Below are 25156 nucleotides of genomic sequence, written 5' to 3' on the forward strand. Positions count from 1 at the left end.
GGCGAGAGGCGCTGGTTGCGGGAGGAGAGCGCAAGCCCGTCGGCGTCGCGCACCGTGGGCAGGCCGACGATCTCCAGCGGCAGGTGCAGATCCGCCACCACGCGGCGGATGACCTGGAGCTGCTGCCAGTCCTTCTCGCCGAACACCGCCACGTCGGCGCCGGTCATCATGAACAGCTTGGTGCAGACGGTGGCCACGCCGCGGAAATGGCCGGGGCGCTCATCGCCCTCCCAGCCCTCGGCCGGGCCGGCGGGCTCCACCACGGTGGCGGCGCCGGGCGGGTACATCACCGCCGGCGTGGGCATCCAGGCCAGGTCGCAGCCGGCGGCGCGCAGCTTCTCCAGGTCGCCTGCCTCGTCGCGCGGGTAGCGGGCCAGGTCCTCATGCGCCAGGAATTGCAGCGGGTTGACGAAGATGGAGGTGATGACGATCTCGGCCCGCCGCCGCGCCTCGGCCACCAGAGCCAGGTGCCCGTCATGCAGCGCCCCCATGGTGGGCACCAGCGCGATGCGCCGCCCCGCCGCCCGCCACGCGCCCGTGGCCGCACGCAGCCCTTCCAGTTCCCGCTCGACCCGCATGCGATTCCGATCCTCCCGATGATGGCCGGCCGTTCCTGGCCGGCGGCCTCTCCTGCCGCCTTCGCCCGCCCGGCGCAACCGGCGCCGCGCGGCGGCCGCCTGACGCGGGGGCCTGATGCGGTGTCTTGATGGGGCGGCTTGACGCAGGGGCCGCCGCGCGGGATCACCCCCGCCTGCCCAGGCGCGAAAGGTTCGACGATGCAGCGCGTGTTCTCCGGGATCCAGCCCTCCGGCATCCCCACCCTCGGCAACTATCTGGGTGCCATCCGCAACTGGGTGCCCATGATGGATGACCATGAGTGCATCTACTGCGTGGTGGACCTGCACGCGATCACCCAGCCCTTCGACCCGAAGACCCTGGCGCGGCAGACGCGCGAGATGGCCGCCGCCCTAATCGCCTGCGGCGTGACGCCGGACAAATGCACCCTGTTCGTGCAGAGCCATGTGCACGCCCATACGCGCCTCGCCTGGCTGTTCAACTGCGTGGCGCGCATCGGCTGGCTGAACCGCATGACGCAGTTCAAGGACAAGGCCGGCAAGGACCGCGAGAACGCCGGCGCCGGCCTCTATGTCTATCCCAACCTGATGGCGGCCGACATCCACGCCTATCACGCCACCCGCGTGCCGGTGGGCGAGGACCAGAAGCAGCACCTGGAACTGGCCAACGACATCGGCGAGAAGTTCAACCACGACTACGGCGTGGAGTTCTTCCCGCATATCGAGCCGATCATCCAGGGCGTCGCCGCGCGGGTGATGAGCCTGCGGGACGGCACCAAAAAGATGAGCAAGTCGGACCCCTCCGACCAGTCGCGCATCAACCTGACGGACGACGCGGACACCATCGCGCTCAAGATCCGCCGCGCCAAGACCGACCCCGAGCCGCTGCCGGCCGAGATGGCGGGGCTGGAGGCGCGGCCCGAGGCGCGCAACCTGGTGGGTATCCTCGCCGCCATCACCGGCACCACGCCGGACGCGGTGCTGCGCCAGCACGAGGGGCAGGGCTTCGGCACCTTCAAGGGCGTGCTGACCGACGCGCTGGTGGCGCATCTCGGCCCGATCCAGGCGGAGATGCAGCGGCTGCTGGACGACCCGGGCGCGGTGGACGCCGCGCTGCGCCAGGGCGCCGACAAGGCCGCCGCCATCGCCGAGCCGATCGTGCAGAAGGCCGAGGCGCTGGTGGGCTTCCTGCCGCGCGCCTGAAGCCGCCGCTCCTTCCGCCGCTCCCGCACCCGTGAAGCGGCGGAGGAGGGGCGGATCACAGTCCATTAACATCTTTTCCGCCATTCTCGGGTGGACGGCCGGTCCCGGCCGCGCTCAGGTTCCAGGCAGCCAGGATGGCGCGTTTTGCAGCCTGCTCTCCTGACTGCCCGAGGATGCCTCATGTCCCTCTTCTCGCCCCTGCCCGCGGAAGAGCGCCGCAGGTTGGATGCGCTGCGCGCCCTGAACCTGCTGGAGACGCCCCCCAGCGAGAGCTACGACCGCATCACGCGCCTGGCCAGCCAGATGCTGGGCGCGCCCGTGGCCGCCGTCTCGCTGACCGACAGCCACCGGCAATGGTTCAAATCCGCCATCGGCACGGCGGGCCAGGAGCTTCCGCGCCATCAGGCGCCCTGCGCCGTGGTCAGCACCTCCGGGCAGATGCTGGTGGTGCCGGACATGCTGGAGGATGAACGCTTCGCCGGCAGCCCGCTGGTGCGGGCGGGCATCCGCTTCTACGCCGGCGCACCGCTGCTGACGCGCGAGGGGCTGGGGCTCGGCGCCATGTGCGTGCTCGACACCGTCCCGCGCGAGATCTCCCCCGCCGAGATGCAGTCTCTCACCGACCTCGCCGCCATGGTGATGGCGCAGGTGGAGCTGGAGCACGCCTTCGGCCGCATCGACCCGGTGAGCGGCCTGCCCAACCGGCTGCAGTTCCTCGACGAGTTCGCCGCCCGCCCGGTGGTGGAGGCGGCGGCGTACGGGGTGGCGCTGATGGTGGACCTCTCCCATTCCAGCCAGTTCGGCCAGGCGGTGACGGTGCTGGGGCCGGCCTATGTGGAGGCGGTGGCGCGGCATGGCGCCGAGGTGCTGGTGCGCACCCTGGGCGGCCGCAACGGGCTGTACCATATCGGCGGCTGCGCCTTCCTGGCGCTGCTGGAAGCCACCCGCCCGGGGGGGTGGCAGCAGGCGGTGGCGGCGCTGGAGGAGGCCTTCGCGGCACCCGTGCCCTTCGGCGAGGTGCCGGTGAAGGCCACGCCCACCTTCGGCATCGCCACGTTCCAGCCCGGCCAGGGCAGCGCGGACGATGTGCTGCACGCCGCGGCCAGCGCCGCCGATGAGGCCCGCAGCGCCGGCAGCGGCGCCTCCCTCTACAGCGCCGACAGCCACGCGCGCAGCCGCCGCCGCCTGCGCCTGCTGGCCGATCTGGTGCCTGCCCTGGCGGCGCCGGACTCACTCAGCCTGATGTTTCAGCCACGCATCGAGATCGCCGGCGGCGCCTGCCAGGGCGCCGAGGCGCTGCTGCGGTGGTGCCATCCGGAGCTGGGCGCCATCTCGCCCGGCGAGTTCATCCCGCTGGTCGAGCAGACGGCGCTGACGCAGCCGGTGACGCGGTGGGTCATCCGCCGCGCCGCCGCGCAACTCGCCGCGCTGCGGCGGGACGTGCTTGGCCTGCGTCTCTCGGTGAACGTCTCGGCGTTGAACCTGGCCGAGCCGGATTTCACGCGGCACCTGATGGAGGCGCTCGAGGAGCATGGGCTGGAGCCGCAGGCGCTGGAGCTGGAATTCACCGAGAGCGCGCTGATGCGCAACGGCGACGCGGCGCTGGCCCAGCTGCGGGCGCTGCGGGCGGTGGGGGTGGATATCGCCATCGACGATTTCGGCACCGGCTACAGCACCTTCTCCTATCTGCAGACCCTGCCCGCCAACATCGTCAAGCTGGACCAGTCCTTCATCCGCGGCCTGTCCGCCAGCGCGCGGGACCAGCGGCTGGTAGCCACCATGATCCAGCTGGCGCACGACCTCGGCCACCGCGTCGTGGCCGAGGGGGTGGAGGACCAGGCGGCGCTCGACTTCCTGGCCGGGCATGGCTGCGAGGAGGCGCAGGGCTACCTCATCGCCCGCCCCATGGCCGAGCCGGCGCTGCGCGACTGGCTGCGCGCCGGCGTCCGCGCCGCCGCCTGAGGCCGCGCCTCAGGCGGGCAGCAGCAACGTCGCCGCCGCCTGGGCGGCGATTCCCTCGCCGCGCCCGGTGAAGCCGAGCCGCTCGGTGGTGGTGGCCTTCACCGAGACGCGGTCCACGGCAATGCCCATCAGCTCCGCCAGCCGCGCCCGCATGGCATCGGCGTGCGGGCCGATCTTCGGGCGCTCGCAAATCAGCGTCACGTCCGTATGGGTGATGATGCCGCCGCGCGCCGCCACGCGGCCGGCGGCGTGGCGCAGGAAGCGGGCGCTGTCGGCATCCTTCCACTCCGCCTCGCTGGGCGGGAAGTGGCGGCCGATATCGCCCTCGGCCAGCGCGCCGTAGATGGCGTCGCACAGCGCGTGCAGGCCGACATCGGCGTCCGAATGCCCGTCCAGCCCCAGCGGGTGCGGGATGGTCAGGCCGCACAGCACGAGGGGGCGGCCCTCCACCAGCCGGTGCACGTCGAAGCCGGTGCCCATGGCGGGCAGGTAGCGCGGCAGCAAGGCGGCCTCGGCGCGGGCCAGGTCCTCGGGGTAGGTCACTTTCAGGTTGCTCTCCGATCCGGGCAGCAGGGCCACTTGCAGCCCGGCCGCCTCCAGCAGGGCGGCGTCGTCGGTGGCTTCTTCGCGCGCGGCGCGGTGCGCGTCCAGCAGCGCGGCGTAGCGGAAGGCCTGCGGCGTCTGCGCCCGGTAGAGGCCGGCGCGCGGCACGGTGCGCAGCACCCGCCCGCCCGCGCCCACCTTCAGCGTGTCGCTCACCGGCTGGGCGGGGATGGCGCCCATCAGGTCCTGCGGCACCTCGGCGGCCAGGGCGCCGAGCAGCGCCGCCACCGTGCCGCGCGGCACCACGGGCCGGGCCGCGTCATGCACTAGCACGATCCGGGGCGGATCGGCGGCCAGCGATTCGAGGCCGCGCCGCACGCTTTCCTGCCGCGTCGCGCCGCCGGTGACGGGCGGCAGGCAGGGCAGGCCGGCGAGCAGGGCGGACACCGCCTCCGCCTCGCCCTCCGGCACCACGGGGAGGAGGGCGTCCACGCCGCCATCGGCCAGTAGGGCCTCGGCGGCGTGGCGCAGCACGGGGCGGCCGAACAAGGGGAGGTACTGCTTCGGCACGTCGGCACCGAAGCGGCTGCCACGGCCGGCGGCCATCAGGAGGGCGATCACACGCATGGCGCGGACCCTAGCCGCAGTGGCGCCCGGCGCCCAGGGGGGCGTGGGCGCGGTTGGGGCTCAGCGGCCGCCGGCGGGCGGCAGGTCCGGCGCGCCGGCGGGGGTGGGGGCCTGCTCCAGCCGGGCGATCATGGCCTTCATCTCGCCGATCTCCCGGCGCTGCGCGTCGATGATGGCATCGGCCAGGGCGCGCACCTCCGGGTCGCGGATATGGGCGCGCTCGCTGGTCATGATGGCGATGGAATGGTGCGGGATCATCGCCTTCATGTAGGAGAGGTCGTCCACCGTGGCCTGGCTGCGCACCATCCAGAGCGAGCCGGCGAAGACCAGCGCCGCCCCGGCCAGGATGCCGGCATTGGCCGCCCGGCTGCGGTACATGCCCAGCATGAAGAGCAGCATGACGATGGCCATGGTGGCGCCCATCAGCAGCGCCATCCAGCCCCGCGTCTGGCTGAAGAACACATGATCCAGCGCATAGGTGTTCAGGTACATCAGGCCGAACATCACGATGGTGGAGGTGACGATCATCGCGGCGAAGCGGGCATAGCTCATCGCGCGGCTCCTTCTCGGGGCGGGGGATGCCCTTGCAACGCCGCCTGCGGGCGCGGGATGCGGCCGGCATTGCCCTGCGCCGGGCGCATGGCCGGGTTTTGCCCCCCTGCTGGGCGGTTGCGCATGGACGCCAGCGGGTTACGCCACTAGATTGCCCAAATCATGAGCATCGCCCCCACCTCCTCCCCGGCGACCACGCCGCGCCTGCGGCCGATCATGGTCGGGCCGATCCGCATCGATGCGCCGGTGATCCTGGCGCCCATGTCCGGCGTCACGGACCTGCCCTTCCGCCGGCTCTGCCGCGAATTGCAGGCGCCGATGGTGGTGAGCGAGATGATCGCCAGCCAGGCCATGGTGCGCGAGAACCGGCAGACGCTGAAGATGGCCGAGGTGGACGGATTCGGCGGCCCGACCAGCGTGCAGCTGGCCGGCTGCGACCCGGCGGTGATGGCCGAGGCGGCGAAGCTGGCGGTGGACCACGGCGCCGCCATCGTCGACATCAATTTCGGCTGCCCGGTGAAGAAGGTGGCGATCGGCCAGCAGGCCGGCAGCGCGCTGATGCGCGACGAGATCGGCGCCGCCCGCATCCTGGAGGCGGTGGTGAAGGCCGTGCCCGGCCCGGTGACGCTGAAGATGCGCATGGGCTGGGACCACAACAGCCTCAACGCCCCGCGCCTGGCGAAGATCGCCGAGGAATGCGGCATCCGGCTGGTGACGGTGCACGGCCGCACCCGGCAGATGCTCTACACCGGCACCGCCGACTGGGCCTTTGTGGCCAAGGTGAAGCAGGCGGTCTCCATCCCCGTCATCGTCAATGGCGACATCCTGACGCCGGAGCACGCCGCTGAGGCGCTGCGCCAGTCCGGCGCCGATGGCGTGATGATCGGGCGCGGCTGCTATGGCCGGCCCTGGCTGCTGGCCCGCACCGCCGCCCACCTGACCGGCGCCGATCCGCTGCCCGAGCCCGACCTCGCGGCCCAGTACGACATCGTGCTGCGCCACTACCGGGCGATGCTGGAGCACCATGGCAGCCACCCCGGCGTGCGCCTCGCCCGCAAGCACCTGGCCTGGTATTCCAAGGGCCTGCCCGGCTCGGCCGAGTTCCGCGTGAAGGTGAACCAGGCCGAGACGCAGGCCGCGGCCGAGGCGCTGCTGGCGGAGTTCTACCTGCCGCTGATCGAGCAGGGGGTGGAGGCGGTGCGCGACACCTACCGCGAGGCGGGCGCGGAGTCGGGGATGGATTCCCTGGCCGCATGAGCGCCGCCATGACGGGCACGGCCCCCCGCCGCCCGGCCGCGCCGGCAGCATCCCCGGCCAACCCGCCGGCCACCTCGCCGGCCCCTCTGGCGGCCGCCGCCGAGAGCCGGCCGCTGCCGGATTCCCTGGCGCTGCTCTCCGCCCTGCCGGTGCCCATGGTGGTGCTGGACGAGGCGGAGCGCTTCCGCTTCGCCAACCCGGCGGCCGAGCAGTTCTTCCAGCTCTCCGCCGGCACCCTGGCGCAGATGAAGCTCTCCGACCTGATCCCGCCCGACAGCCGGCTCTTTGCGCTGGTGGGCCAGGTGCGGGTGCTGGACGCGCCGGTCTCCGACCACGACCTGACGCTGGAGAGCCCGCGCCTGCACCGCACCGGCGTCGCCGCCCATGGCGCGCCGCTGCCGGAGATGCCCGGCGCCGTGGTGCTGACGCTGCAGGATGGCAGCAAGGCGCAGCGGCTGGACCGGCAGCTCAACTTCCGCGGCGCGGCGCGCGGCGCCTCCGCCATGGCGGAGATGCTGGCGCATGAGGTGAAGAACCCGCTGAGCGGCATCCGCGGCGCCGCGCAGCTGCTGGAGCAGTCCGCCAGCGAGGCGGACCGCGAGCTGTGCACCCTGATCCAGGACGAGGCGGACCGCATCCGCACCCTGGTCGAGAAGATGGAGATGTTCTCCGAGCGCCCGGTGGAGCGCGCGGCTGTGAACATCCACGAGGTGCTGGACCATGTGCGGCGCATCGCCGCGCGCGGCTTCGCCAGCCACCTGCGCATCACCGAGGATTACGACCCCTCGCTGCCCGCCGTGCTCGGCAACCGCGACCTGCTGGTGCAGATCCTGCTCAACCTGGTGAAGAACGCGGCTGAGGCGGTGGACCCGCAGGGCGGCGAGATCCATCTCTCCACCGCCTATCACCATGGGGTGCGCATCGCCATCCCGGGCTCGCGCGAGCGGGTGCACGTGCCGCTGCAGGTGAGCGTGCGCGACAACGGTCCCGGCATCCCGGAGGAGGTGGCCTCCACCCTGTGGGAGCCCTTCGTCACCACCAAGCGGGGCGGGCAGGGGCTGGGCCTCGCGCTGGTGGCCAAGCTGGTGGCCGACATGGGCGCGCTGATCGAGTGCGATACGCGGCCCGGCCGCACCGTCTTCCGCATCTCCCTGCCGATGTGCCCCGCCGACCTTCCCGCCCCGCGCAAGATCCGAGACGAATGACCGACTCACGCACCATCCTCGTGGCCGATGACGACCGGGCCATCCGCACCGTGCTCTCCCAGGCGCTCGGGCGCGCCGGTTACACCGTCCGGGCCACCTCCTCCGCCGCCACGCTGTGGCGCTGGGTGGAGGAGGGGGCCGGCGACCTCGTCATCACCGATGTCGTCATGCCGGACGAGAACGGGCTGGACCTGGTGCCGCGCATCCGGCGCGTGCGGCCGGAGCTGCGCGTGGTGGTGATGTCCGCCCAGTCCACCTTCATGACGGCGGTGAAGGCGGCGCAGCGCGGCGCCTTCGAGTACCTGCCCAAGCCCTTCGACCTGAAGGAGCTGCTGGCCGTGGTCGCCCGCGCGCTGACCGCGCCCGCCGTGGCCGTGCCGGCCGCGGCGGAGGACGAGGAGGAGCGGCTGCCGCTGGTCGGGCGCAGCCCGGCCATGCAGGAGATCTACCGCACCGTCGCGCGGCTGACGACGACCGACCTGACGGTGATGATCACCGGCGAGAGCGGCACCGGCAAGGAGCTGGTGGCGCGCGCCCTGCACGACTATGGCCGCCGCCGCACCGGGCCGTTCGTGGCCATCAACATGGCCGCCATCCCGCGCGAGCTGATCGAGAGCGAACTGTTCGGGCATGAGCGGGGCGCCTTCACCGGGGCGCTGGCGCGCGGCGTCGGCCGCTTCGAGCAGGCGGCGGGCGGCACGCTGTTCCTCGACGAGATCGGCGACATGCCGGCCGAGGCGCAGACCCGGCTGCTGCGCGTGCTGCAGGAGGGGGAGTTCACCACCGTCGGCGGCCGCAACCCGATCAAGGCCAATGTCCGCATCGTGGCGGCGACGCACCGCGACCTGCGGCAGTCGATCCGCAGCGGCATGTTCCGCGAGGACCTGTTCTACCGGCTCAACGTGGTGCCCATCCGCCTGCCGCCGCTGCGCGAGCGGATCGAGGACATACCGCTGCTGGCGCGCCACTTCCTGGACCGCGCCAAATCCGCCGGCCTGCCCTCCAAGCAGCTCGACCAGGGGGCGGTGGACCGGCTGCGGCAGCATGCCTGGCCCGGCAATGCCCGCGAGCTGGAGAATTTGATGCGGCGCCTCGCGGCGCTGTATCCGCAGGAGGTGATCGGTGCCGATGCCGTGGCCGCCGAGCTGGCCGAGGCGGAGCCGCTGGCCGAGCTGGAGCTTCGCACGCCGGAGACGCTGGAGCAGGCGGTGGAGCGCCACCTCTCCTCCTTCGTCGCCGCGCAGAAGGACGGGCTGCCGGTGCGCGACCTCTATGAGCGGGTGCTGGCCGAGGTGGAGCGGCCGCTGCTGCGCCTCGCCCTGGCCGCCACGCGCGGCAACCAGATCAAGGCCGCCGCCATGCTCGGCCTCAACCGCAACACCCTGCGCAAGAAGATCCGCGAGCTGGACCTGCCCGTGGTGCGCGGCCTGTCGTGAGCGACACGTCCTCCCGCCCCGGGCGCGGGGGGGAGGGCCAGCCTCCCTCCCAGCCGGCGCCGAGGCCCTCCTGGGCGCGGCGGCTGATGGACCTGCTGTTCGGCCGCGCCATGACGCTCGGTCTGGCCGTCGGCGCCCTGCTGCTCGGCATCGGCACCTTCACCCTGCTCTCCGGTGGCAGCCCCTTCGGGCCCACGCGGCCGGGGCAGGTGGTGGCCATGGTGCTGATCAACGCCGCCTTCCTGCTGCTGCTGCTCGTCTCGCTCACGGCCCGGCTGGTGCGGATGTGGGCGGAGCGGCGGCGCGGCTCGGCCGGCTCCCGCCTGCATGTGCGGCTGGTCATGCTGTTCAGCGTGGTGGCGGTGGTGCCGGCGCTGCTGGTGGCCACCTTCGCCGCCGTGTTCTTCAACCTCGGCATCCAGGCCTGGTTCAGCGACCGCGTGCGCGAAACGCTGGAGGCCAGCCTCGTCGCCTCCCGCGCCTATCTGGACGAGCACCGCAACACCATCCGCGCCGACGCGCTGGCCATGGCCGCCGACCTCAACCGCAACGGCCGCCTGCTGGACGACAACCAGTATGTCTTCGCCCGCATCCTGGCCAGCCACACGGCGCTGCGCGGCCTGACGGAATCGATCGTCTTCGAGCCGGTGCTGAACCGCGTGGTGAGCCATGCCGGGCTGACCACCACCGCCGTGCTCAGCCCGCTGCCCGCCTGGGCCATGGAGGTGGCGCGCAGCGGCGAGGTGGCGGTGCTGCCGGGCGAGACGGAGGAGGGGCGGGTGCGCGCCCTCGTCGAGCTGGATATCGGCCCCGGGCTGATGCTGCTGATCGGCCGGCCCGTCGATCCGGGCGTCATCGAGCACATGCAGCGCACCGAGCTGGCCTTCCAGCAATACGACCAGCTCGACCGCAACCGTTCCGGCCTGCAGGTCACCTTCGCGATGATCTTCGCCATCGCCGCGCTGCTGGTGCTGATGGCGGCGGTGCTGATCGGCCTGGTCATCGCCAACCAGATCGCCCGCCCGCTTTCCCGCCTCATCGTGGCGGCGGAGCGGGTGCGCGGCGGCGACCTCTCGGTGCGCGTCATCGAGGGGCAGGGGGATGACGAGGTCGGCTCCCTCAGCCGCGCCTTCAACCGCATGACCAACCAGCTCGCCGCCCAGCGCAGCGAGCTGATGGAGGCCTACCGGCAGATCGACGAGCGGCGCCGCTTCACCGAGACGGTGCTCTCCGGCGTCTCGGCCGGCGTGGTGGGGCTGGACATCGAGGGCCGCATCAACCTGCCCAACCGCCGCGCCGGCGAGCTGCTGGGGCTGGACCTGGAGAACGAGCTGGGCGTGCCGCTGGTGCAGGTGGCGCCGGAATTCGCGCCGCTGCTGGAGCCGGTGCTGGCGGCGCCGGACCGGCCGCGCATGGGCGAGATCCGCATCGGCCCCGCCAGCGAGCGGCGCACCCTGATGGCCCGCATCGGCGCCGAGACGCAGCGCGGCGAGGTGGTGGGCTTCGTCGTCACCTTCGACGACATCACGGAGCTGCTCTCGGCCCAGCGCAAGGCGGCGTGGTCCGACGTGGCGCGGCGCATCGCGCACGAGATCAAGAACCCGCTCACCCCGATCCAGCTCTCCGCCGAGCGGCTGAAGCGCCGCTACCTGAAGGAGATCCAGTCCGACCCCGAGACCTTCAAGGCCTGCACCGACACCATCGTGCGGCAGGTGGGGGATATCGGGCGGATGGTGGACGAGTTCTCCGCCTTCGCGCGCATGCCGCAGCCGGTGATCCGCCCCGAGCCGCTGGCGCAGGTGGCGCGGGAGGCGCTGATCCTGCAGCAGAACGCGCATCACGATTTCGTCTACACCACCCGCATCCCGGAGGATCTGCCGCGCGTGCCCTGCGACCGGCGGCTGATCGGCCAGGCGCTGACCAACCTCCTCGCCAACGCCGCCGATGCCGTCGCCGCCCGCCTCCAGGCCGAGGCGGCGGAGGGGCTGGAGCCCGCTCCGGGTGCCATCATCCTGTCGGTGGAGCCGCAGGGGGAGTGGGTGACGCTGGCGGTGGAGGACAATGGCGTCGGCCTGCCGCAGGGGGAGGAGCGGGAGCGGCTCACGGAACCGTATGTGACACATAAACCAAAAGGGACCGGCCTTGGTCTTGCCATAGTCAAGAAGATCATGGAGGACCATGGCGGACGGCTGTTGCTGGCCGAGCGGGAGGCAACGAAGGACGGCGTCGTGCGTGGTACCCGTGCGGCGCTGGTGCTGCCCCTGCGCGGTGTGCCGGAGGATCCCGGGACGGACATGGCAGGAAAGACTACGGAGATGCAACGGCATGGCGCATGATATCCTGATCGTCGATGACGAGCCGGACATCCGTGCGCTGATCGAGGGTATCCTGTCGGACGAGGGCTACGACACCCGCGTCGCGCAGAATTCGGACAGCGCTCTGGCGGCTTTCCGCGCCCGCCGGCCCAACCTCGTCATCCTCGACATCTGGCTGCAGAATTCGCGCCTCGACGGGCTCGGCATCCTGGAAGCGATGCAGCGCGAGGAGCCGCAGGTGCCGGTGGTGATGATCTCCGGCCACGGCACCATCGAGACTGCGGTGCAGGCGATCCAGCAGGGCGCCTACGACTTCATCGAGAAGCCCTTCAAGTCCGACCGGCTGATCCTGATCGCCGAGCGGGCGCTGGAGGCGGCGCGCCTCAAGCGCGAGGTGAGCGAGCTGAAGCTGCGCGCCGGCCCGGAGACGGAGCTGCTCGGCAGTTCCTCGCTGATCGGCCAGCTGCGCGGCGCCATCGACCGCGTGGCGCCCACCGGCAGCCGGGTGCTGATCTCGGGCCCCGCCGGCGCCGGCAAGGAGGTGGCGGCGCGGATGATCCATGCCCGCTCCCGCCGCGCCAACGAGCCCTTCGTCGCGCTGAACTGCGCCACGCTGAACCCGGGCCGCTTCGAGGAGGAGCTGTTCGGCGTCGAGGCCGGGCCGGATGGCGCGCCACGCCGCGCCGGCGTGCTGGAGCGCGCCCATGGCGGCACGCTGCTGCTGGACGAGGTGGCGGACATGCCGCTGGAGACCCAGGGCAAGATCGTCCGCGCGCTGCAGGAGCAGGGCTTCGAGCGCGTCGGCGGCGCCACGCGGGTGAAGGTGGATGTGCGCGTGCTGGCCACCACCAACCGCGACCTCTCCGCCGAGATCGCCGCCGGGCGTTTCCGCGAGGATCTCTACTACCGCCTCGCCGTGGTGCCGCTGCGCGTGCCCTCGCTGCGCGAGCGGCGGGAGGACGTGCCGGCGCTGGCGCGGCACTTCATGGCCCGCTCGGCCGAGACCTCCGGCGTGCCGGCGCGCGAGCTGTCCGAGGACGTGCTGGCGGCGATGCAGGCCTATGACTGGCCCGGCAATGTGCGCCAGCTGCGCAACCTGGTGGACTGGCTGCTGATCATGGCGCCGGGCGGCCCCGGCGAGCCGATCCGCCCGGAGATGCTGCCGCCCGAGGTGGGCTCGGCCGCGCCCGCCGCGCTGAAGCTCGACCGCTCCTCCGAGATCATGACCCTGCCGCTGCGCGAGGCGCGGGAGTTGTTCGAGCGGCAGTACCTGGAGGCGCAGCTGCTGCGCTTCGGCGGCAACATCAGCCGCACGGCGAACTTCGTCGGCATGGAGCGCAGCGCGCTGCACCGCAAGCTGAAGTTCCTGGGCGTGCAGGCCGAGGACCGCGCCGCGCCGGCCTGAGGCGAGACGGCGTGGCGGGGCCGGGGAGGGGTGCCTTCCCGGCTTTTTTGCGCCCTGCGCCCATTGCCGCGCCGCGCCGATGGCGCGAAGCTGCGCCCCTCCTGCGAACCACGAGGAAGAGAGTCAGGGCATGTCCCGCATCGCCTATGTCAACGGCCGCTACGTCCAGCAGCGCGAGGCCAGCGTGAATGTCGAGGATCGCGGCTACCAGTTCGGCGATGGCATCTACGAGGTGGTCCATCTCTACAATGGCCGCTTCGTCGACGAGGACCGGCACCTGGACCGGCTGGAGCGCTCGCTGCGCGAGATCCGCCTGCCGATGCCGCTGACGCGCCAAGCGCTTTCCCACGTGCTGCAGGAGGTGGCGCGCCGCAACCGCGTGACCGAGGGGCTGCTCTACATGCAGGTGACGCGCGGCGTGGCGCGGCGCGACCACCCGTTCCCGGCCAGGCCCGTGCCGCCGGCGCTGGTCGTCACCGTCAAGCGCATCGCGCCCTATCCGGCGAGCGTGGACAACTGGGGCGCGGCGGCGATCACCATGCCCGACCTGCGCTGGGCGCGGCGGGACATCAAGAGCATCAACCTGCTGCCCAACGTGCTGGCCCGCCAGGCGGCGCGCGAGCAGGGCGCGGTGGAGGCCATCCTGTTCGAGGAGGCCACCGGCGTCGTCACCGAGGGCGCCGCCACCAGCTTCTGGATCGTCGACGAGCACGGCACCATCCGCACCCGCCCGCTCTCGCACGACATTCTGCCCGGCTGCACCCGCGGCGCGCTGATGGCCGAGCTGAAGGAGGCCGGCATCGGCTTCTCCGAGGCGCCCTTCACGCTGGAGGAGATGCGCCGCGCACGGGAGGCCTTCATCACCTCCGCCACCTCCTTCGTGAAGCCGATCGTCAGGATCGACGGGCAGGATGTGGGCGACGGCAAGCCCGGCCCGGTGGTGCGCCAGCTCTTCGACATCTTCGCGCGCCATGTGAAGGGCGCGGTGAAGAACGCGGCGTGAGCCAGGCCCCGCTGCCCCGCCCGCGGGCGATCCTGTGGGACTGGGACAACACGCTGGTCGATGCCTGGGCCGGCGTGCAGGCGGGGATGAACGCCGCGCTGCGCGGCTTCGGCCTGCCGGAATGGAGCCGGGAGGAGGTGCGGGCGCGCGCCCGCCTCTCGCTCCGTGAATCCTTCCCCGCCATCTTCGGCGCCGAGTGGGAGCGGGCGCGGGAGTTGTTCTACGCCGAGGTGCGGGCCCGCCACCTGGAGGTGCTGATCCCGCTCGCCGGCACGCCGGAGGCGCTGGAGGCCGCGGGCCCCTGGCCGCTCGGCATCGTCTCCAACAAGCAGGGGCCGATCCTGCGGGCGGAGGCGGCGCATCTGGGCTGGGCGGCGCGCTTCGGCGCCGTGGTGGGGGCGGGGGATGCCGTGGCGGACAAGCCGGCCGCGGCACCCGTGCTGCTGGCGCTGGAGCGTCTTGGCGTGGCGCCGGGGCCGGAAGTCTGGTTCATCGGCGATACGGGGGTGGACATGCAGGCGGCGCGGGCCGCCGGCTGCTCCGCCGTGCTGCTGGGCGATGCCGCGCATGATGGCGGCGTGGCCGCTCTGGCACCCGATGCCCTCTTTACAGACGGCCATGCGCTCGCCAGATGTCTACGCGGCCTTGCCAAAACCCCCCTCCCTGCGTGATCTTGCGGGCGAACCGACAGGCACACCGCCTGCCGGGGCGGAGCCCCATGCCAGGGTGAAGGCCGGCACAACGCCGCCCGCCCAAAGGTGGCTCGCCAAGAAAAAGAAGGACCGAGCCCATGGCCGCCGAGAAGTCCCAGAATGTTCAGGATGTCTTCCTGAACCATGTCCGCAAGAGCAAGACGCCGGTGACCATCTTTCTGGTCAATGGCGTGAAGCTGCAGGGCATCATCACCTGGTTCGACAATTTCTCCGTCCTGCTGCGCCGGGACGGTCACACCCAGCTGGTCTACAAGCACGCCATTAGCACCGTCATGCCGGGCGCGCCGATCATGCTGTTCGATGCCGCAGCGGCCGGCTCCGGTGCCACCCAGGGCGCTCCCGCCCAGGGCGGCTCCGTGGCCGTGACGCGTGAAGGCACCATGACATTGCAACGTGAGGTCAATCCTGTCGGCTCCTCCGACTGAGAACAACGCGGCGACGGGCGGCAAGCCCACCCTCGCCGCGGTTCTGCTGCCTTTCGAACGCCCGACGCGCCCTGGCGGCGCCGAGGGCATTGTGCCCTTTCCCGAGGCCCGTGCCGCCAGCCGTGCGGCCGAGGCACGGCTGGCCGAGGCCGTCGGCCTCGCCGCCTCGATCGGGCTGACCATCGTGCACAGCGCGGTGTTCCCGCTGCGCGCCCGCCGCCCCGCCACGCTGCTGGGCGAGGGGCAGGTGGAGATGGCGCGCGAAGCCATCGACGAGCACCAGATCGGCGTCGTCGTCGTCGATGCCGCGCTGAGCCCCGTGCAGCAGCGCAACCTGGAGCGCGCCTGGGGCTGCAAGGTGATCGACCGCACCGGGCTGATCCTGGAGATCTTCGGCGAGCGCGCCCGCACGCGCGAGGGCTCGCTGCAGGTCGAGCTGGCGCATCTGGAATACCAGCGCACCCGCCTCGTCCGCTCCTGGACACACCTTGAGCGGCAGCGCGGCGGCTTCGGCTTCCTCGGCGGCCCGGGCGAGAGCCAGATCGAGATCGACCGCCGGCTGATCGGCGAGCGGATCGTCAAGCTCAAGCGCGAGCTGGAGCAGGTGCGGCGCACCCGTGGCCTGCACCGCGCGGCGCGCACCCGCGTGCCGTTCCCGGTGGTGGCGCTGGTGGGCTACACCAATGCCGGCAAGTCCACGCTGTTCAATGCGCTGACCGGCGCCGGCGTCTTCGCGCAGGACCAGCTCTTCGCGACGCTGGACCCGACCATGCGGGCCATCCGGCTGCCCTCGGGCCGCACGGTGATCCTGTCCGACACGGTGGGCTTCATCAGCGACCTGCCGACGCAGCTCATCGAGGCGTTCCGCGCCACGCTGGAGGAGGTGGCCTCGGCCGACATCATCCTGCATGTGCGGGACGTGGCGCACCCGGACACCAGCGCCCAGCGGGCCGACGTCATGGGCGTGCTGAACGAGATGGCCACCGGCCCCGACCCGGCGCTGGACGAGAACTGGCCCGCCCGCACCATCGAGGTGCTGAACAAGGCCGACCTGCTGGGCGGCGTGGCGGATGTGCCGGGGGCGGACGATGCCACCTCGGTCGCCGTCTCGGCGCTGACGGGGGAGGGGCTGGAGGCGCTGCGCGCGGCGCTCGACGCCCGGCTGGCGGCGGGGATGGAGACGGTGGACTACACCCTCCCCACCACCGACGGCGCCCGGCTGGCCTGGCTCTACCAGCATGGCGAGGTGCTGACGCGCGAGGATGGGGAGGCGAGCATCCGCCTCAGCGTCCGCCTGACCCCCACTGACCGTGCCCGCTTCGAGCAGCAGAACTGACCGCGACAGGGAATAGAATGCGCTTCAACGAACGGATGGCGACCGAGATCGCCACCCTGCTGCGTGACGCCGCGCTGGCCGAGATCAAGCCGCGCTTCCGCCGCCTGGCGAGCGGCGCCATCCGCGCCAAGAGCAGCGCCACGGACCTGGTGACGGATGCGGACGAGGCGGCGGAGCGGGTCATCACCGCTGCCCTGACCGAGCGCTTCCCCGGCTGCGTGGTGGTGGGGGAGGAGGCCTGCGCCGCCGACCCCGCCGTGCTGGGCCGGCTGGCCGGGGCGGACCTCGCCTTCGTGGTGGACCCGGTGGACGGCACCGCGAACTTCGCTGCCGGCGTGCCGCTGTTCGGCTGCATGGCGGCCGCCGTGGTGAAGGGCGAGGTCGTCGCCGCCTGGATCCACGACCCGATGGGCGACGACACCGCCATCGCGCTGCGCGGCGAGGGCGCCTGGATCGAGGCGCCGGACGGGCACCGCACGGATCTGCGCGTGGCGGCACCGGTGCCGGTGAACCAGATGATCGCCGGCGTCTCCTGGACCTATATCGCCGAGCCGGTGCGCTCGCAGCTGACGGCGCGGCTGCCGCGCTTCGCCGGCGGGGTGCAGTTCCGCTGCGCCGCGCATGAGTACCGGCTGGTGGCCAGCGGCAACGCGCATGTGGTGGTCTACAACAAGCTGATGCCCTGGGACCACCTGCCGGGCTGGCTGCTGCACCGCGAGGCCGGCGGCTACAGCGCCCGCTTCGACGGCAGCGAGTACCGCCCCGAGCACACCGCCGGCGGCCTCATCGCCGCGCCGGACAAGGCGAGCTGGGGCGCGGTCCGAGAGGCGCTGTTCGGCGCCTGACGGCGGGAGGGGCGCGCCAGCGCCCCTTCCTCAGCCTCCGGCCTGCTTCACCTGCTGCCAGAGCGCCTCCATGCGCTCCAGCCCGGCATCGGCCGGGCTCTGGCCCTGGGCCGCGAGGCGGCTCTCCACCGCGTTGAAGCGGCGCTCGAACTTGGCGTTGGCGCCGCGCAGGCAGGCCTCGGGGTCGAGGTCCAGCTTGCGGGCGAGGTTGGCCAGCACGAAGAGCATGTCGCCGAGCTCGTCCGCCAGCCGGGCGCGATCGGCGCCGGGCAGCTCGGCCCGCAGCTCGGCGGTTTCCTCGGCCAGCTTGTCCAGCACCGCCTCGGCATCCGGCCAGTCGAAGCCGACGCGGCCGGCGCGGCGGGTCAGCTTGGCGGCGCGGGTCAGGGCGGGCAGGGCGGTGGGGATGCCGGCCAGGGTGCCGGTCTCGGCGCGGGCGGCGCGCTCGGCCTGCTTCTGCACCTCCCAGGCCTGCACCTGGCCTTCCGTGTCACGCGCCGCGGCCTCGCCGAAGACATGCGGATGGCGGCGGATCATCTTCTCCGAAATGGTGTCGGCCACCGCCGTGAAGTCGAAGGCGCCGGCCTCGCGCGCCATCTGCGCGTGATAGACGACCTGGAACAGCAGATCGCCCAGCTCGTCCTGCAGCGCCGGCATGTCGGCGCGCTGGATGGCATCCGCCACCTCATAGGCCTCCTCGATGGTGTAGGGCGCGATCGAGGCGAAGTCCTGCTCCCGGTCCCAGGGGCAGCCATCGGGGGCGCGCAGCCGGGCCATGATGGAGAGGAGGCGGTTCAGCGCGGCGGAGGCGTCATCCAAGGCGGGAATCCTCGTCGGCAGGGTGGTTCACGCAAAACGTATAAGGAAGATTATGACAATTCTCAGGAGGCCAGGACATCGAGGATCAACCCGTCATGCGCAGCCTCAATCCCCTCAGGCAGGTTCTGTCCAAGCCAGGACCAGTCGAGGTCATGCCCCATATGCGTCAACACCGTCCGGCGTGGGCGCAGCCTCTCCACCCACTCCCGAACAAGGTCCAGATGCGCATGCACCGCATGCGGCCGGCGCTGGAAGCAGCCCACCACCCAGGTGTCGAGACCGTGCAACTGCTCCAGGCTCTCCTCCGGCATCCGCACCACGTCCGTGGAATAGGCGAAGTTGCCGATGCGCAGCCCGAGCGTCTCCATCACCTTGTGGTCCTGGCGGTAGAGCTGCACGGGCAGCCCCGCCGCCTCCACCACCTGGCCGGGCCGCACCGGGATCGGCGTCAGCGCCGGGCGGAAGAAGGCCGGCGGCGTCGGTGCGCGGAAGGCATAGTCGAAGCGGGCCTTCAGCTCCTCCAGGGTGATCTCGGTGGCATAGACCGGGATGGCCGCGCCGATCGCCCGGTTGAGCGGCCGGAACTCGTCGAGCCCCATGATGTGGTCGGCATGTCCATGGGTGACGAGCAGCGCATCCACCCGGCCGATGCGGTTGGCCAGGAGCTGGTTGCGCAGGTCCGGCCCGGCGTCGATCAGCAGCCGCTGCCCATCCGGCGCCTCGATCAGGATGGAGGAACGGCCGCGGCGGTTGCGCGGCTCGGCGGGGTCGCAAGCGCCCCAATCGCCCGCGCCATCCGGGCCGCCCAGCATCGGCACCCCCGCCGAGCCGCCGCAGCCGAGGATGGTAACCTTCAAGTTCAAGCTCCTACGCAGCCTTCTTGAACAGGCGGCGGAAATTGGCCGTGGTGCTCTCGGCCATCGCTTCGGGGCTCAGCCCGCGCACCTCGGCCAGCACGCGGGCGGTGTGCGGCACGTAGGAGGGTTCGTTGCGCTTGCCGCGATAGGGCGCCGGCGCCAGATACGGGCTGTCCGTCTCCACCAGCAGCCGGTCCGCCGGCATGTCGCGCGCGATGTCGCGGATCTCCTGGGACTTCGGGAAGGTCAGGATGCCGGAGAAGGACAGGTATCCGCCCATTTCAACCGCTTCCTCGGCCAGCTTGCGGCTGGAGCTGAAGCAGTGGAGCAGGAAGTCGAACGGCCCGTCAGCGCGCTCCTCGCGCAGGATGGCGGCAATGTCCGCATCCGCGTCCCGGGCGTGCACCACCAGCGGCAGGCCGGTCTCGCGCGCGGCGCGGATGTGGCGGCGGAAGCCCTCCTGCTGCACCTCGCGCGGCGCCTTGTCATAGAAGTAGTCGAGCCCGCTCTCGCCGATGCCGATGACCTTCGGGTGGTCGGCGGCGGCGACGATCTCGGCCACCTCCGGCAGCGGCCCCTCGCCCACATTCTGCGGATGCACGCCGACCGTGCCCCAGACCTGGGCAAATCGTTGCGCTATCGTCTTGACCGTTTTGGCCTGCGCCATGCGCACGCCGATGGTGACCATCTCGCCCACCCCCGCCTCGGCGGCGCGGCGCAGGATGTCCTCGATCTCGGCCTCGGAGAAGTGGTCGAGGTGGCAGTGGCTATCGACGAGCATCAGGCGGCGGCATCCTGGATCTTCTGGAACAGCGGGCTGGGCGGCGGCAGCGCCACCCCCTCCGGCAGTGGCGTGGTCAGCGCCGCGAGGTCGCGCGCCCCGGCCGGCACGGCGAGCTGGTCGAGCAGCTTCTCCATGGTCTCCGGCATGAAGGGCCGCAGCACCGTGGCGAAGACGCGCAGCGCGTCGTGCAGGTGGCGCAGCACGTCGCGCATCCGCGCCAGGTCGGTCTTCTTCAGCGCCCAGGGCTGCTCGCGGGTGATGTAGCCATTGGCCTCGCGGATGGACGTGAAGATCAACGTCAGCGCGGCGTCGAATTTCTGCTCGTTCAGCAGGGCATCGACCTTCTCCACCAGCCAGGCGGGGCTGCCGGCGGCGTCGGCATGGCCGGTGGCCGTCAGGAAGGCGGTGTCGGCTTCGGTCAGCGCCGCCACGGGCGCCGGCAGCGTGCCCTCGCAATTGCGCTGGATCAGGCTGAGGGTGCGATTGGCGAGGTTGCCCAGCGCATCGGCCAGCTCGCCGTTCAGGCGGCCGACCAGCGCCTTGCGCTGGAAGTCGCCATCCTGGCCGAAGGGCACCTCGCGCAGCAGGAAGAAGCGTACCGGGTCCAGCCCGAACTCGTCGATCAGCGCCAGGGGGTCGATGACGTTGCCGAGCGACTTGGAGATCTTCTGCCCCTCATTGGTCCACCAGCCATGGGCGAAGACGCGGCGGGGCGTGGGCAGGCCGGCGGCCATCAGGAAGGCCGGCCAGTAGATGGCGTGGAACCGGAGGATATCCTTGCCGACGAAATGCACATCCGCCGGCCAGAATCGCCACAATGCTTCAGATTCAGAAGGATAGCCGAGCGCGGTGATGTAGTTCGTCAGCGCGTCGAGCCACACATACATCACATGCGCCTCGTCCCCCGGCACCTTCACGCCCCATTTGAAGGAGGTGCGGGAGATGGAGAGGTCGGTCAGGCCGCTCTTGACGAAGCTCATCACCTCGTTGCGGCGGGTCTGCGGCGCGATGAAGTCCGGGTTGGCCTCGTAGAAGGCGAGAAGCTTCTCCTGCCACTGCGACAGGCGGAAGAAGTAGGAAGGCTCCCTCACCCACTCCACCGGCGCGCCGGTGGGGGCGAATTTCTGGCCATCCTTCTCCGTGATCTCGTCCGGGCCGTAGAAGGCCTCGTCGCGCACCGCGTACCAGCCCTCGTAATGGCCGAGATAGATCTCGCCATTCGCCTCCAGCCGCTGCCACAGCGCGGCGCAGGCCCGCTTGTGGCGCTCCTCCGAGGTGCGGATGAAGTCGTCGTTGGAGTAGTTCATCCGAACGGCCAGTTCGCGGAAGCTCTGGCTCACCGTGTCGGTGAAAAGCTGCGGGTCCATGCCGCGTGCCTCGGCCGCCTTCTCCACCTTCTGCCCGTGCTCATCCGTGCCCGTCAGGAAGTGCACGTCATGGCCCGACATGCGGTGCCAGCGCGCCAGCACATCCGCCGCCAGCGAGGTGTAGGCGTGGCCGATATGCGGCTTGTCGTTGACGTAGTAGATGGGCGTGGTCAGGTAGATGGAGCGGCGCTCGCCGGTCATGATCAAGGTCCTCAACGCGAGGCCAGCTGCGAGAGACCGCTCAGCACCGCCTGCTTGCGGTCCAGATTCAGGGTTTCGGTCTCATCGGCCAGGCGGCCCAGGGTGTCCCACAGCGTCGCCCATTGGGCAAGCGGGCGGGTGGCGATCCAGGCAGGCGCCGGCTGGCCGCGGCCCGCGGCGCGAATCGCCTCGCCGAGCGACGTGCGCAGCAGCTCCATGAAGGTGACATAGGCGCTGCCGTCGCGCTTCGCCGCCAGCGTGTCGGCCAGGGCGTGCAGGGCGCGCGGGTCGGGGTGTGGCAGGGTGGCGAGGAAGTTCTCCACGCTCTTGTGCAGCAGCAGTCCGTCGCCCTCGGCCAGTTGCAGGGCGCGGCCCGGCGCGCCGCCGGCGATGCGCGCCAGCACGGCGCGCTGCTCCGGCGCCAGATCGGGCAGCCAGCCGGCCAGCAGCGCCTCCATCTCCGGCGGCGGCAGCGGGAAGAGATCCACCCGGCGGCAGCGGCTGCGGATGGTGGGCAGCAGCCGGTCCGGCGCCGCGGTGGTCAGCAGCAGCAGGGCGCGGGCGGGCGGCTCCTCCAGCGTCTTGAGCAGGGCGTTCTGCGCCTCGGCGTTCATCGCCTCCACCTGCTCGACGATGACGATGCGCCAGCCGCCCTCGGCGGCGGTGAGGCCCAGGAAGCGCGGCACCTGCCGCACCTCGTCCACGCGGATCATCAGCTTCACGCCGCGCTCGCCGGCATTGGGCGCCAGCGCCCGCAGGTCCGCATGCCCGCCGGCGGCGATGCGGCGGAACACCGGATGGGCGGGCGGCAGGTAGAGCGGCGCCTCCTCCGCCACGCCGGCCGGCCGCTCCGCCAGCAGCCAGCGGGCGAAGCGGTAGGCCAGCGTCGCCTTACCGACGCCGCGCGGCCCGGCCAGCAGCCAGGCATGGTGCAGCCGGCCGGCGCCGGCAGCCTCGGCCAGGGCGGCGGCGGCGTGGTCGTGGCCGCGCAGCTCGGGGTTGGCGCGGGGCTCGGGCGGAATCACAGCGGCGCCCCCAGCCGCTCCCGCAGCAGGGCGGCGGCGGCCCCGGCCAGGACTTCCGGCGGCTGCGTGGCGTCCAGCACGGCGCAGCGCCCCGGCTCGGCGGCGGCGATGGCCTGGAACCCCTCATGCACCCGGGCATGGAAATCCGCGCCCAGCCGCTCGAAACGGTCCGGCGCGCCGCGGCCGAGGGCACGGGCCATGCCGGCCTCGGGCGGCAGGTCCAGCACCAGGGTGAGGTCCGGCGCGAAATCGCCGAGCGCCACGCGCGCCAGCCCTTCCCACACGGCGCGGTCCAGCCCATGGCCATGGCACTGGTAGGCGAGCGTGGAATCCGCGAAGCGGTCGCACACCACCCAGATGCCGGCCTCCAGCGCGGGGCGGATGGTCTTGGCCAGATGCTCCCGCCGCGCGGCGAACATCAGCATGGCCTCGGCCACCGGGTCCCAGGCGATGTCGCCGCCCAGCATCAGGCCGCGCAGCAGCTCGGCGCCGGGCGCGCCGCCCGGCTCGCGGGTGCGCAGCACGGGCAGGCCGGCGGCGGCGAGGCGGGCCGCCAGGGCACGCGCTAGGGTGGTCTTGCCGGCCCCTTCCCCGCCCTCCAGCGTGATGAAGACGCCGGGTTCGACCCTCCTCACCTCAGCCCGAGACCATGCGCGAGATCACCGCCGGAATGCGCGGGATCAGGCCGAGCTTGCCGACATCGGCCCCCGCGTAGAGCGGCATCACCATGGGCGGCACGCCCTGCCCGGCGATGTCGAGCTGGCCCACCTCCTGCCCCTTGGCGATCGGCGCCGGGATCGGCCCGTTGTAGCGCAGCGTCACCTGCAGGTTGCGGCGCCACTGGCGCGGCAGGGTCAGCACCAGGTCCTTGCCGCCCACCAGCGGCACGGTCGGCGCCTCGCCCAGATAGACCGGCGCGGCCTCCACCGTGTCGGCGGCGCGGAACAGCACCACGTTCTCGAACTCGCGGAAGCCCCACTCGATCAGCCGCTCGGATTCCTCGCCGCGCGCGCGCATCGAGGGCAGGCCGTTCACCACCAGGATCAGCCGGCGCTCGCCGCGCTTGGCCGTGCCGGTCAGGCCGTAGCCGGCATCCTCGGTGTGGCCGGTCTTGAGGCCATCGGCGCCGGGAACGCGGCCGAGCAGCGGGTTGCGGTTCTCCTGGTTGATGTCGTTCCAGCGGAAGGCGCGCTCGCTGTAGATGCTGTAGTGGTCCGGGAAGTCGTGGATCAGCCGGGAGGCCAGGATGGCGAGGTCCCGGCAGGTCATGCGGTGCTCGGGGTCAGGCCAGCCGGTGGCGTTGCGGAAGTTGCTGTCCTTCAGCCCGATGCGCTTGCCGTATTCGTTCAGCAGCTCGGCGAATTGCTGCTCGCTGCCGCTGATCGCCTCGGCCAGCACCACGCAGGCGTCGTTGCCCGACTGGATGATGACGCCGCGCGCCAGATCCTCGACCTTGATGCTGCTGCCCAGCTCGACGAACATCTTGGAGCCGCCCATGCGCCAGGCGCGCTCGCTCACCGGCAGGGCCTGGTCGGGGCGCAGCCGGCCCTGCTTCAGCATGTCGAAGACCACATACATGGTCATCAGCTTCGACATGGAGGAAGGCGGCATACGCTCGTCCGCGTTCTTCTCCAGCAGCACGGCGCCGGTGTCGGCGTCCACGAGCAGCGCCTGGCGGGCGATGGTGTCCACCGGGCCGAGGGGCGTGCTGGCGGGCGAGGTCGGCGGCCCGGCGGGCGCGGCGGCGCGGCCGGCGGGACGACGCTGCTGCGCCAGGCCAGGCGTGGCGAGCGGGCCGGCGGCCAGGACCGCGGCGGCACCGCCCAGCAGTTCGCGGCGAAGCGGCATCGCGGAAATCTCCTCGTTCAGTCTGGAACTGCGGTGGACCACGGCCTGCGGGCAGGCCGCTAGTCGATCAGGATACGGGCATCGGATACGCCCGAACGGAGTGCCCGCTCAAGGGCTGTATCCGCCTCGGCGACGGTTGCAAAGGGGCCAAGGCGGACCCGGTATTCCGGCCGCCCCGGGCGGCCCGTGCCTTCCACCCGCGCGCCGATGCGCGCCGCCTGCCGCTGCGCGTCGGCACGGCTGAGGAAGGTGCTGGCCTGCAGGTAGAGCCGCCCCGGCCGGGCGGGGCCCTGCCACAGGGTCTCCGGCAGGCGCTCGGGCGGCGGTGCCGGCGGCGCCTCCTCCGGGGCGGTGGCGGCGGCCCGGCCGGAGAGGGCGCGCAGGGGCGCCGCGCGGCTGCCGGGCGGCGGCGCCAGCGCCTCGCTCTGCACCGGCCCGCGCGGCGCGGCGGCGATCTCCAGCCGCGTGCCCTCCGGCTGCGGCAGCGCGGCGGCGAGGCGGCGGGAGGGCTCGGCCTCGATGGCCAGCGCCACCTGCGCCGTGCCGCCCTCCGGCAGGCCCAGCAGCGCGGCGGCGCGGCGGGACAGCTCCAGCACACGCCCCGGCCGGGCCGGGCCGCGGTCGTTCGCGCGGACCAGGATCTCGCGCCCCGTCTCCAGGTTGGTGACGCGCAGGATGGCGGGGAGCTGCACGGTGCGGTGCGCCGCCATCAGCAGGCCAGGGTCGTGGATCTCGCCATTGGCGGTGCGGCGGCCGGCGCGGGCATCAGCCGCCACCACGGCGAGGCCGGTCTCGCGCAGGGTGAAATCCTCGCGCGGGTAGGACCAGACGCCGCCCATCGCATAGGGCTCGC

23 protein-coding genes are annotated in these 25156 nt (G+C 72.1%); 12 read left to right on the forward strand and 11 right to left on the reverse strand.

The features are described 5' to 3' along the window. Nucleotides 1-578: pantoate--beta-alanine ligase (gene panC, locus ACZJYS_RS10575; protein WP_493177765.1), on the reverse strand; the 578-nt coding region annotated here is incomplete at its 3' end. Between the two features lie 198 nt (nucleotides 579-776). Here panC and trpS point away from each other — a divergent pair. Next, the gene (gene trpS / locus ACZJYS_RS10580; RefSeq protein ID WP_109518355.1) at nucleotides 777-1778 is read left to right on the forward strand and encodes a tryptophan--tRNA ligase; all 1002 of its coding nucleotides are present in this window, start codon (nucleotides 777-779) and stop codon (nucleotides 1776-1778) included. Between the two features lie 180 nt (nucleotides 1779-1958). Beyond that, nucleotides 1959-3740, forward strand: a complete 1782-nt coding sequence (locus ACZJYS_RS10585; protein WP_493177768.1) for a putative bifunctional diguanylate cyclase/phosphodiesterase — start codon at nucleotides 1959-1961, stop codon at nucleotides 3738-3740. Nucleotides 3741-3749: 9 nt separating this feature from the next. Here the strand turns inward: ACZJYS_RS10585 and ACZJYS_RS10590 are convergent, their stop codons facing one another. Together ACZJYS_RS10590 and ACZJYS_RS10595 are read right to left on the reverse strand one after the other, a co-directional pair. Beyond that, nucleotides 3750-4910, reverse strand: a complete 1161-nt coding sequence (locus ACZJYS_RS10590; RefSeq protein WP_109518357.1) for a bifunctional 2-C-methyl-D-erythritol 4-phosphate cytidylyltransferase/2-C-methyl-D-erythritol 2,4-cyclodiphosphate synthase — start codon at nucleotides 4908-4910, stop codon at nucleotides 3750-3752. A 60-nt stretch (nucleotides 4911-4970) separates the two neighbouring features. Beyond that, the gene (locus tag ACZJYS_RS10595; protein ID WP_493177771.1) at nucleotides 4971-5462 is read right to left on the reverse strand and encodes a DUF305 domain-containing protein; all 492 of its coding nucleotides are present in this window, start codon (nucleotides 5460-5462) and stop codon (nucleotides 4971-4973) included. Nucleotides 5463-5624: 162 nt separating this feature from the next. Between ACZJYS_RS10595 and dusB the strand changes: the two genes are divergently transcribed. The 10 genes from dusB to ACZJYS_RS10645 all read left to right on the forward strand — a co-directional run bounded on the left by dusB (nucleotide 5625) and on the right by ACZJYS_RS10645 (nucleotide 17402). Next, complete coding sequence (dusB, locus tag ACZJYS_RS10600; protein WP_493177772.1) at nucleotides 5625-6719, forward strand: tRNA dihydrouridine synthase DusB; 1095 nt, start codon at nucleotides 5625-5627, stop codon at nucleotides 6717-6719. An 8-nt stretch (nucleotides 6720-6727) separates the two neighbouring features. Then, on the forward strand, nucleotides 6728-7924 hold the full coding sequence (locus ACZJYS_RS10605; protein WP_493177774.1) for a two-component system sensor histidine kinase NtrB: 1197 nt from the start codon (nucleotides 6728-6730) through the stop codon (nucleotides 7922-7924). Continuing rightward, the gene (gene ntrC / locus ACZJYS_RS10610) at nucleotides 7921-9360 is read left to right on the forward strand and encodes a nitrogen regulation protein NR(I) (protein ID WP_109518360.1); all 1440 of its coding nucleotides are present in this window, start codon (nucleotides 7921-7923) and stop codon (nucleotides 9358-9360) included. Before ACZJYS_RS10605 ends, ntrC begins: the two co-directional genes overlap by 4 nt. An 86-nt stretch (nucleotides 9361-9446) precedes the next feature. Beyond that, on the forward strand, nucleotides 9447-11696 hold the full coding sequence (locus tag ACZJYS_RS10615) for a sensor histidine kinase NtrY-like (RefSeq protein WP_493177777.1): 2250 nt from the start codon (nucleotides 9447-9449) through the stop codon (nucleotides 11694-11696). Continuing rightward, nucleotides 11686-13080, forward strand: a complete 1395-nt coding sequence (gene ntrX, locus ACZJYS_RS10620; protein WP_109518362.1) for a nitrogen assimilation response regulator NtrX — start codon at nucleotides 11686-11688, stop codon at nucleotides 13078-13080. Before ACZJYS_RS10615 ends, ntrX begins: the two co-directional genes overlap by 11 nt. A gap of 130 nt (nucleotides 13081-13210) precedes the next feature. Then, on the forward strand, nucleotides 13211-14083 hold the full coding sequence (locus ACZJYS_RS10625; protein WP_493177781.1) for a D-amino-acid transaminase: 873 nt from the start codon (nucleotides 13211-13213) through the stop codon (nucleotides 14081-14083). After that, on the forward strand, nucleotides 14080-14754 hold the full coding sequence (locus tag ACZJYS_RS10630) for an HAD family hydrolase (protein WP_493177784.1): 675 nt from the start codon (nucleotides 14080-14082) through the stop codon (nucleotides 14752-14754). The genes ACZJYS_RS10625 and ACZJYS_RS10630 overlap by 4 nt, the downstream gene beginning before the upstream one ends. A 119-nt stretch (nucleotides 14755-14873) precedes the next feature. Further along, complete coding sequence (gene hfq / locus ACZJYS_RS10635) at nucleotides 14874-15221, forward strand: RNA chaperone Hfq (RefSeq protein WP_109518365.1); 348 nt, start codon at nucleotides 14874-14876, stop codon at nucleotides 15219-15221. Next, the gene (gene hflX, locus ACZJYS_RS10640) at nucleotides 15199-16557 is read left to right on the forward strand and encodes a GTPase HflX (protein WP_379649858.1); all 1359 of its coding nucleotides are present in this window, start codon (nucleotides 15199-15201) and stop codon (nucleotides 16555-16557) included. The genes hfq and hflX overlap by 23 nt, the downstream gene beginning before the upstream one ends. Before the next feature lie 17 nt (nucleotides 16558-16574). Then, nucleotides 16575-17402, forward strand: a complete 828-nt coding sequence (locus ACZJYS_RS10645; protein WP_109518366.1) for an inositol monophosphatase family protein — start codon at nucleotides 16575-16577, stop codon at nucleotides 17400-17402. Between the two features lie 30 nt (nucleotides 17403-17432). Here the strand turns inward: ACZJYS_RS10645 and mazG are convergent, their stop codons facing one another. The 8 genes from mazG to ACZJYS_RS10685 form a co-directional block, all read right to left on the reverse strand. After that, a complete protein-coding gene (gene mazG, locus ACZJYS_RS10650; protein ID WP_493177789.1) occupies nucleotides 17433-18221 on the reverse strand; it encodes a nucleoside triphosphate pyrophosphohydrolase in 789 nt (262 codons plus the stop codon). A gap of 62 nt (nucleotides 18222-18283) precedes the next feature. Then, the gene (locus tag ACZJYS_RS10655) at nucleotides 18284-19078 is read right to left on the reverse strand and encodes an MBL fold metallo-hydrolase (protein WP_493177791.1); all 795 of its coding nucleotides are present in this window, start codon (nucleotides 19076-19078) and stop codon (nucleotides 18284-18286) included. Nucleotides 19079-19088: 10 nt separating this feature from the next. Beyond that, complete coding sequence (locus tag ACZJYS_RS10660; protein ID WP_493177792.1) at nucleotides 19089-19859, reverse strand: TatD family hydrolase; 771 nt, start codon at nucleotides 19857-19859, stop codon at nucleotides 19089-19091. Then, nucleotides 19859-21430, reverse strand: coding sequence for a methionine--tRNA ligase (metG, locus tag ACZJYS_RS10665; protein WP_493177795.1), 1572 nt, complete (start codon nucleotides 21428-21430; stop codon nucleotides 19859-19861). The genes ACZJYS_RS10660 and metG overlap by 1 nt, the downstream gene beginning before the upstream one ends. An 11-nt stretch (nucleotides 21431-21441) precedes the next feature. After that, the gene (locus tag ACZJYS_RS10670) at nucleotides 21442-22455 is read right to left on the reverse strand and encodes a DNA polymerase III subunit delta' (protein ID WP_379649804.1); all 1014 of its coding nucleotides are present in this window, start codon (nucleotides 22453-22455) and stop codon (nucleotides 21442-21444) included. Next, nucleotides 22452-23090, reverse strand: coding sequence for a dTMP kinase (tmk, locus tag ACZJYS_RS10675; protein ID WP_379634187.1), 639 nt, complete (start codon nucleotides 23088-23090; stop codon nucleotides 22452-22454). The genes ACZJYS_RS10670 and tmk overlap by 4 nt, the downstream gene beginning before the upstream one ends. A gap of 1 nt (nucleotide 23091) precedes the next feature. After that, nucleotides 23092-24303: a D-alanyl-D-alanine carboxypeptidase family protein gene (locus ACZJYS_RS10680; RefSeq protein ID WP_493177799.1), complete on the reverse strand. Its 1212-nt coding sequence runs from the start codon at nucleotides 24301-24303 to the stop codon at nucleotides 23092-23094. A gap of 59 nt (nucleotides 24304-24362) precedes the next feature. After that, nucleotides 24363-25156 (reverse strand): septal ring lytic transglycosylase RlpA family protein (locus tag ACZJYS_RS10685; RefSeq protein ID WP_493177801.1); only part of this gene is annotated, 794 nt, incomplete at its 5' end.

It is taken from the genome of Roseomonas sp. TS2, assembly GCF_058833935.1.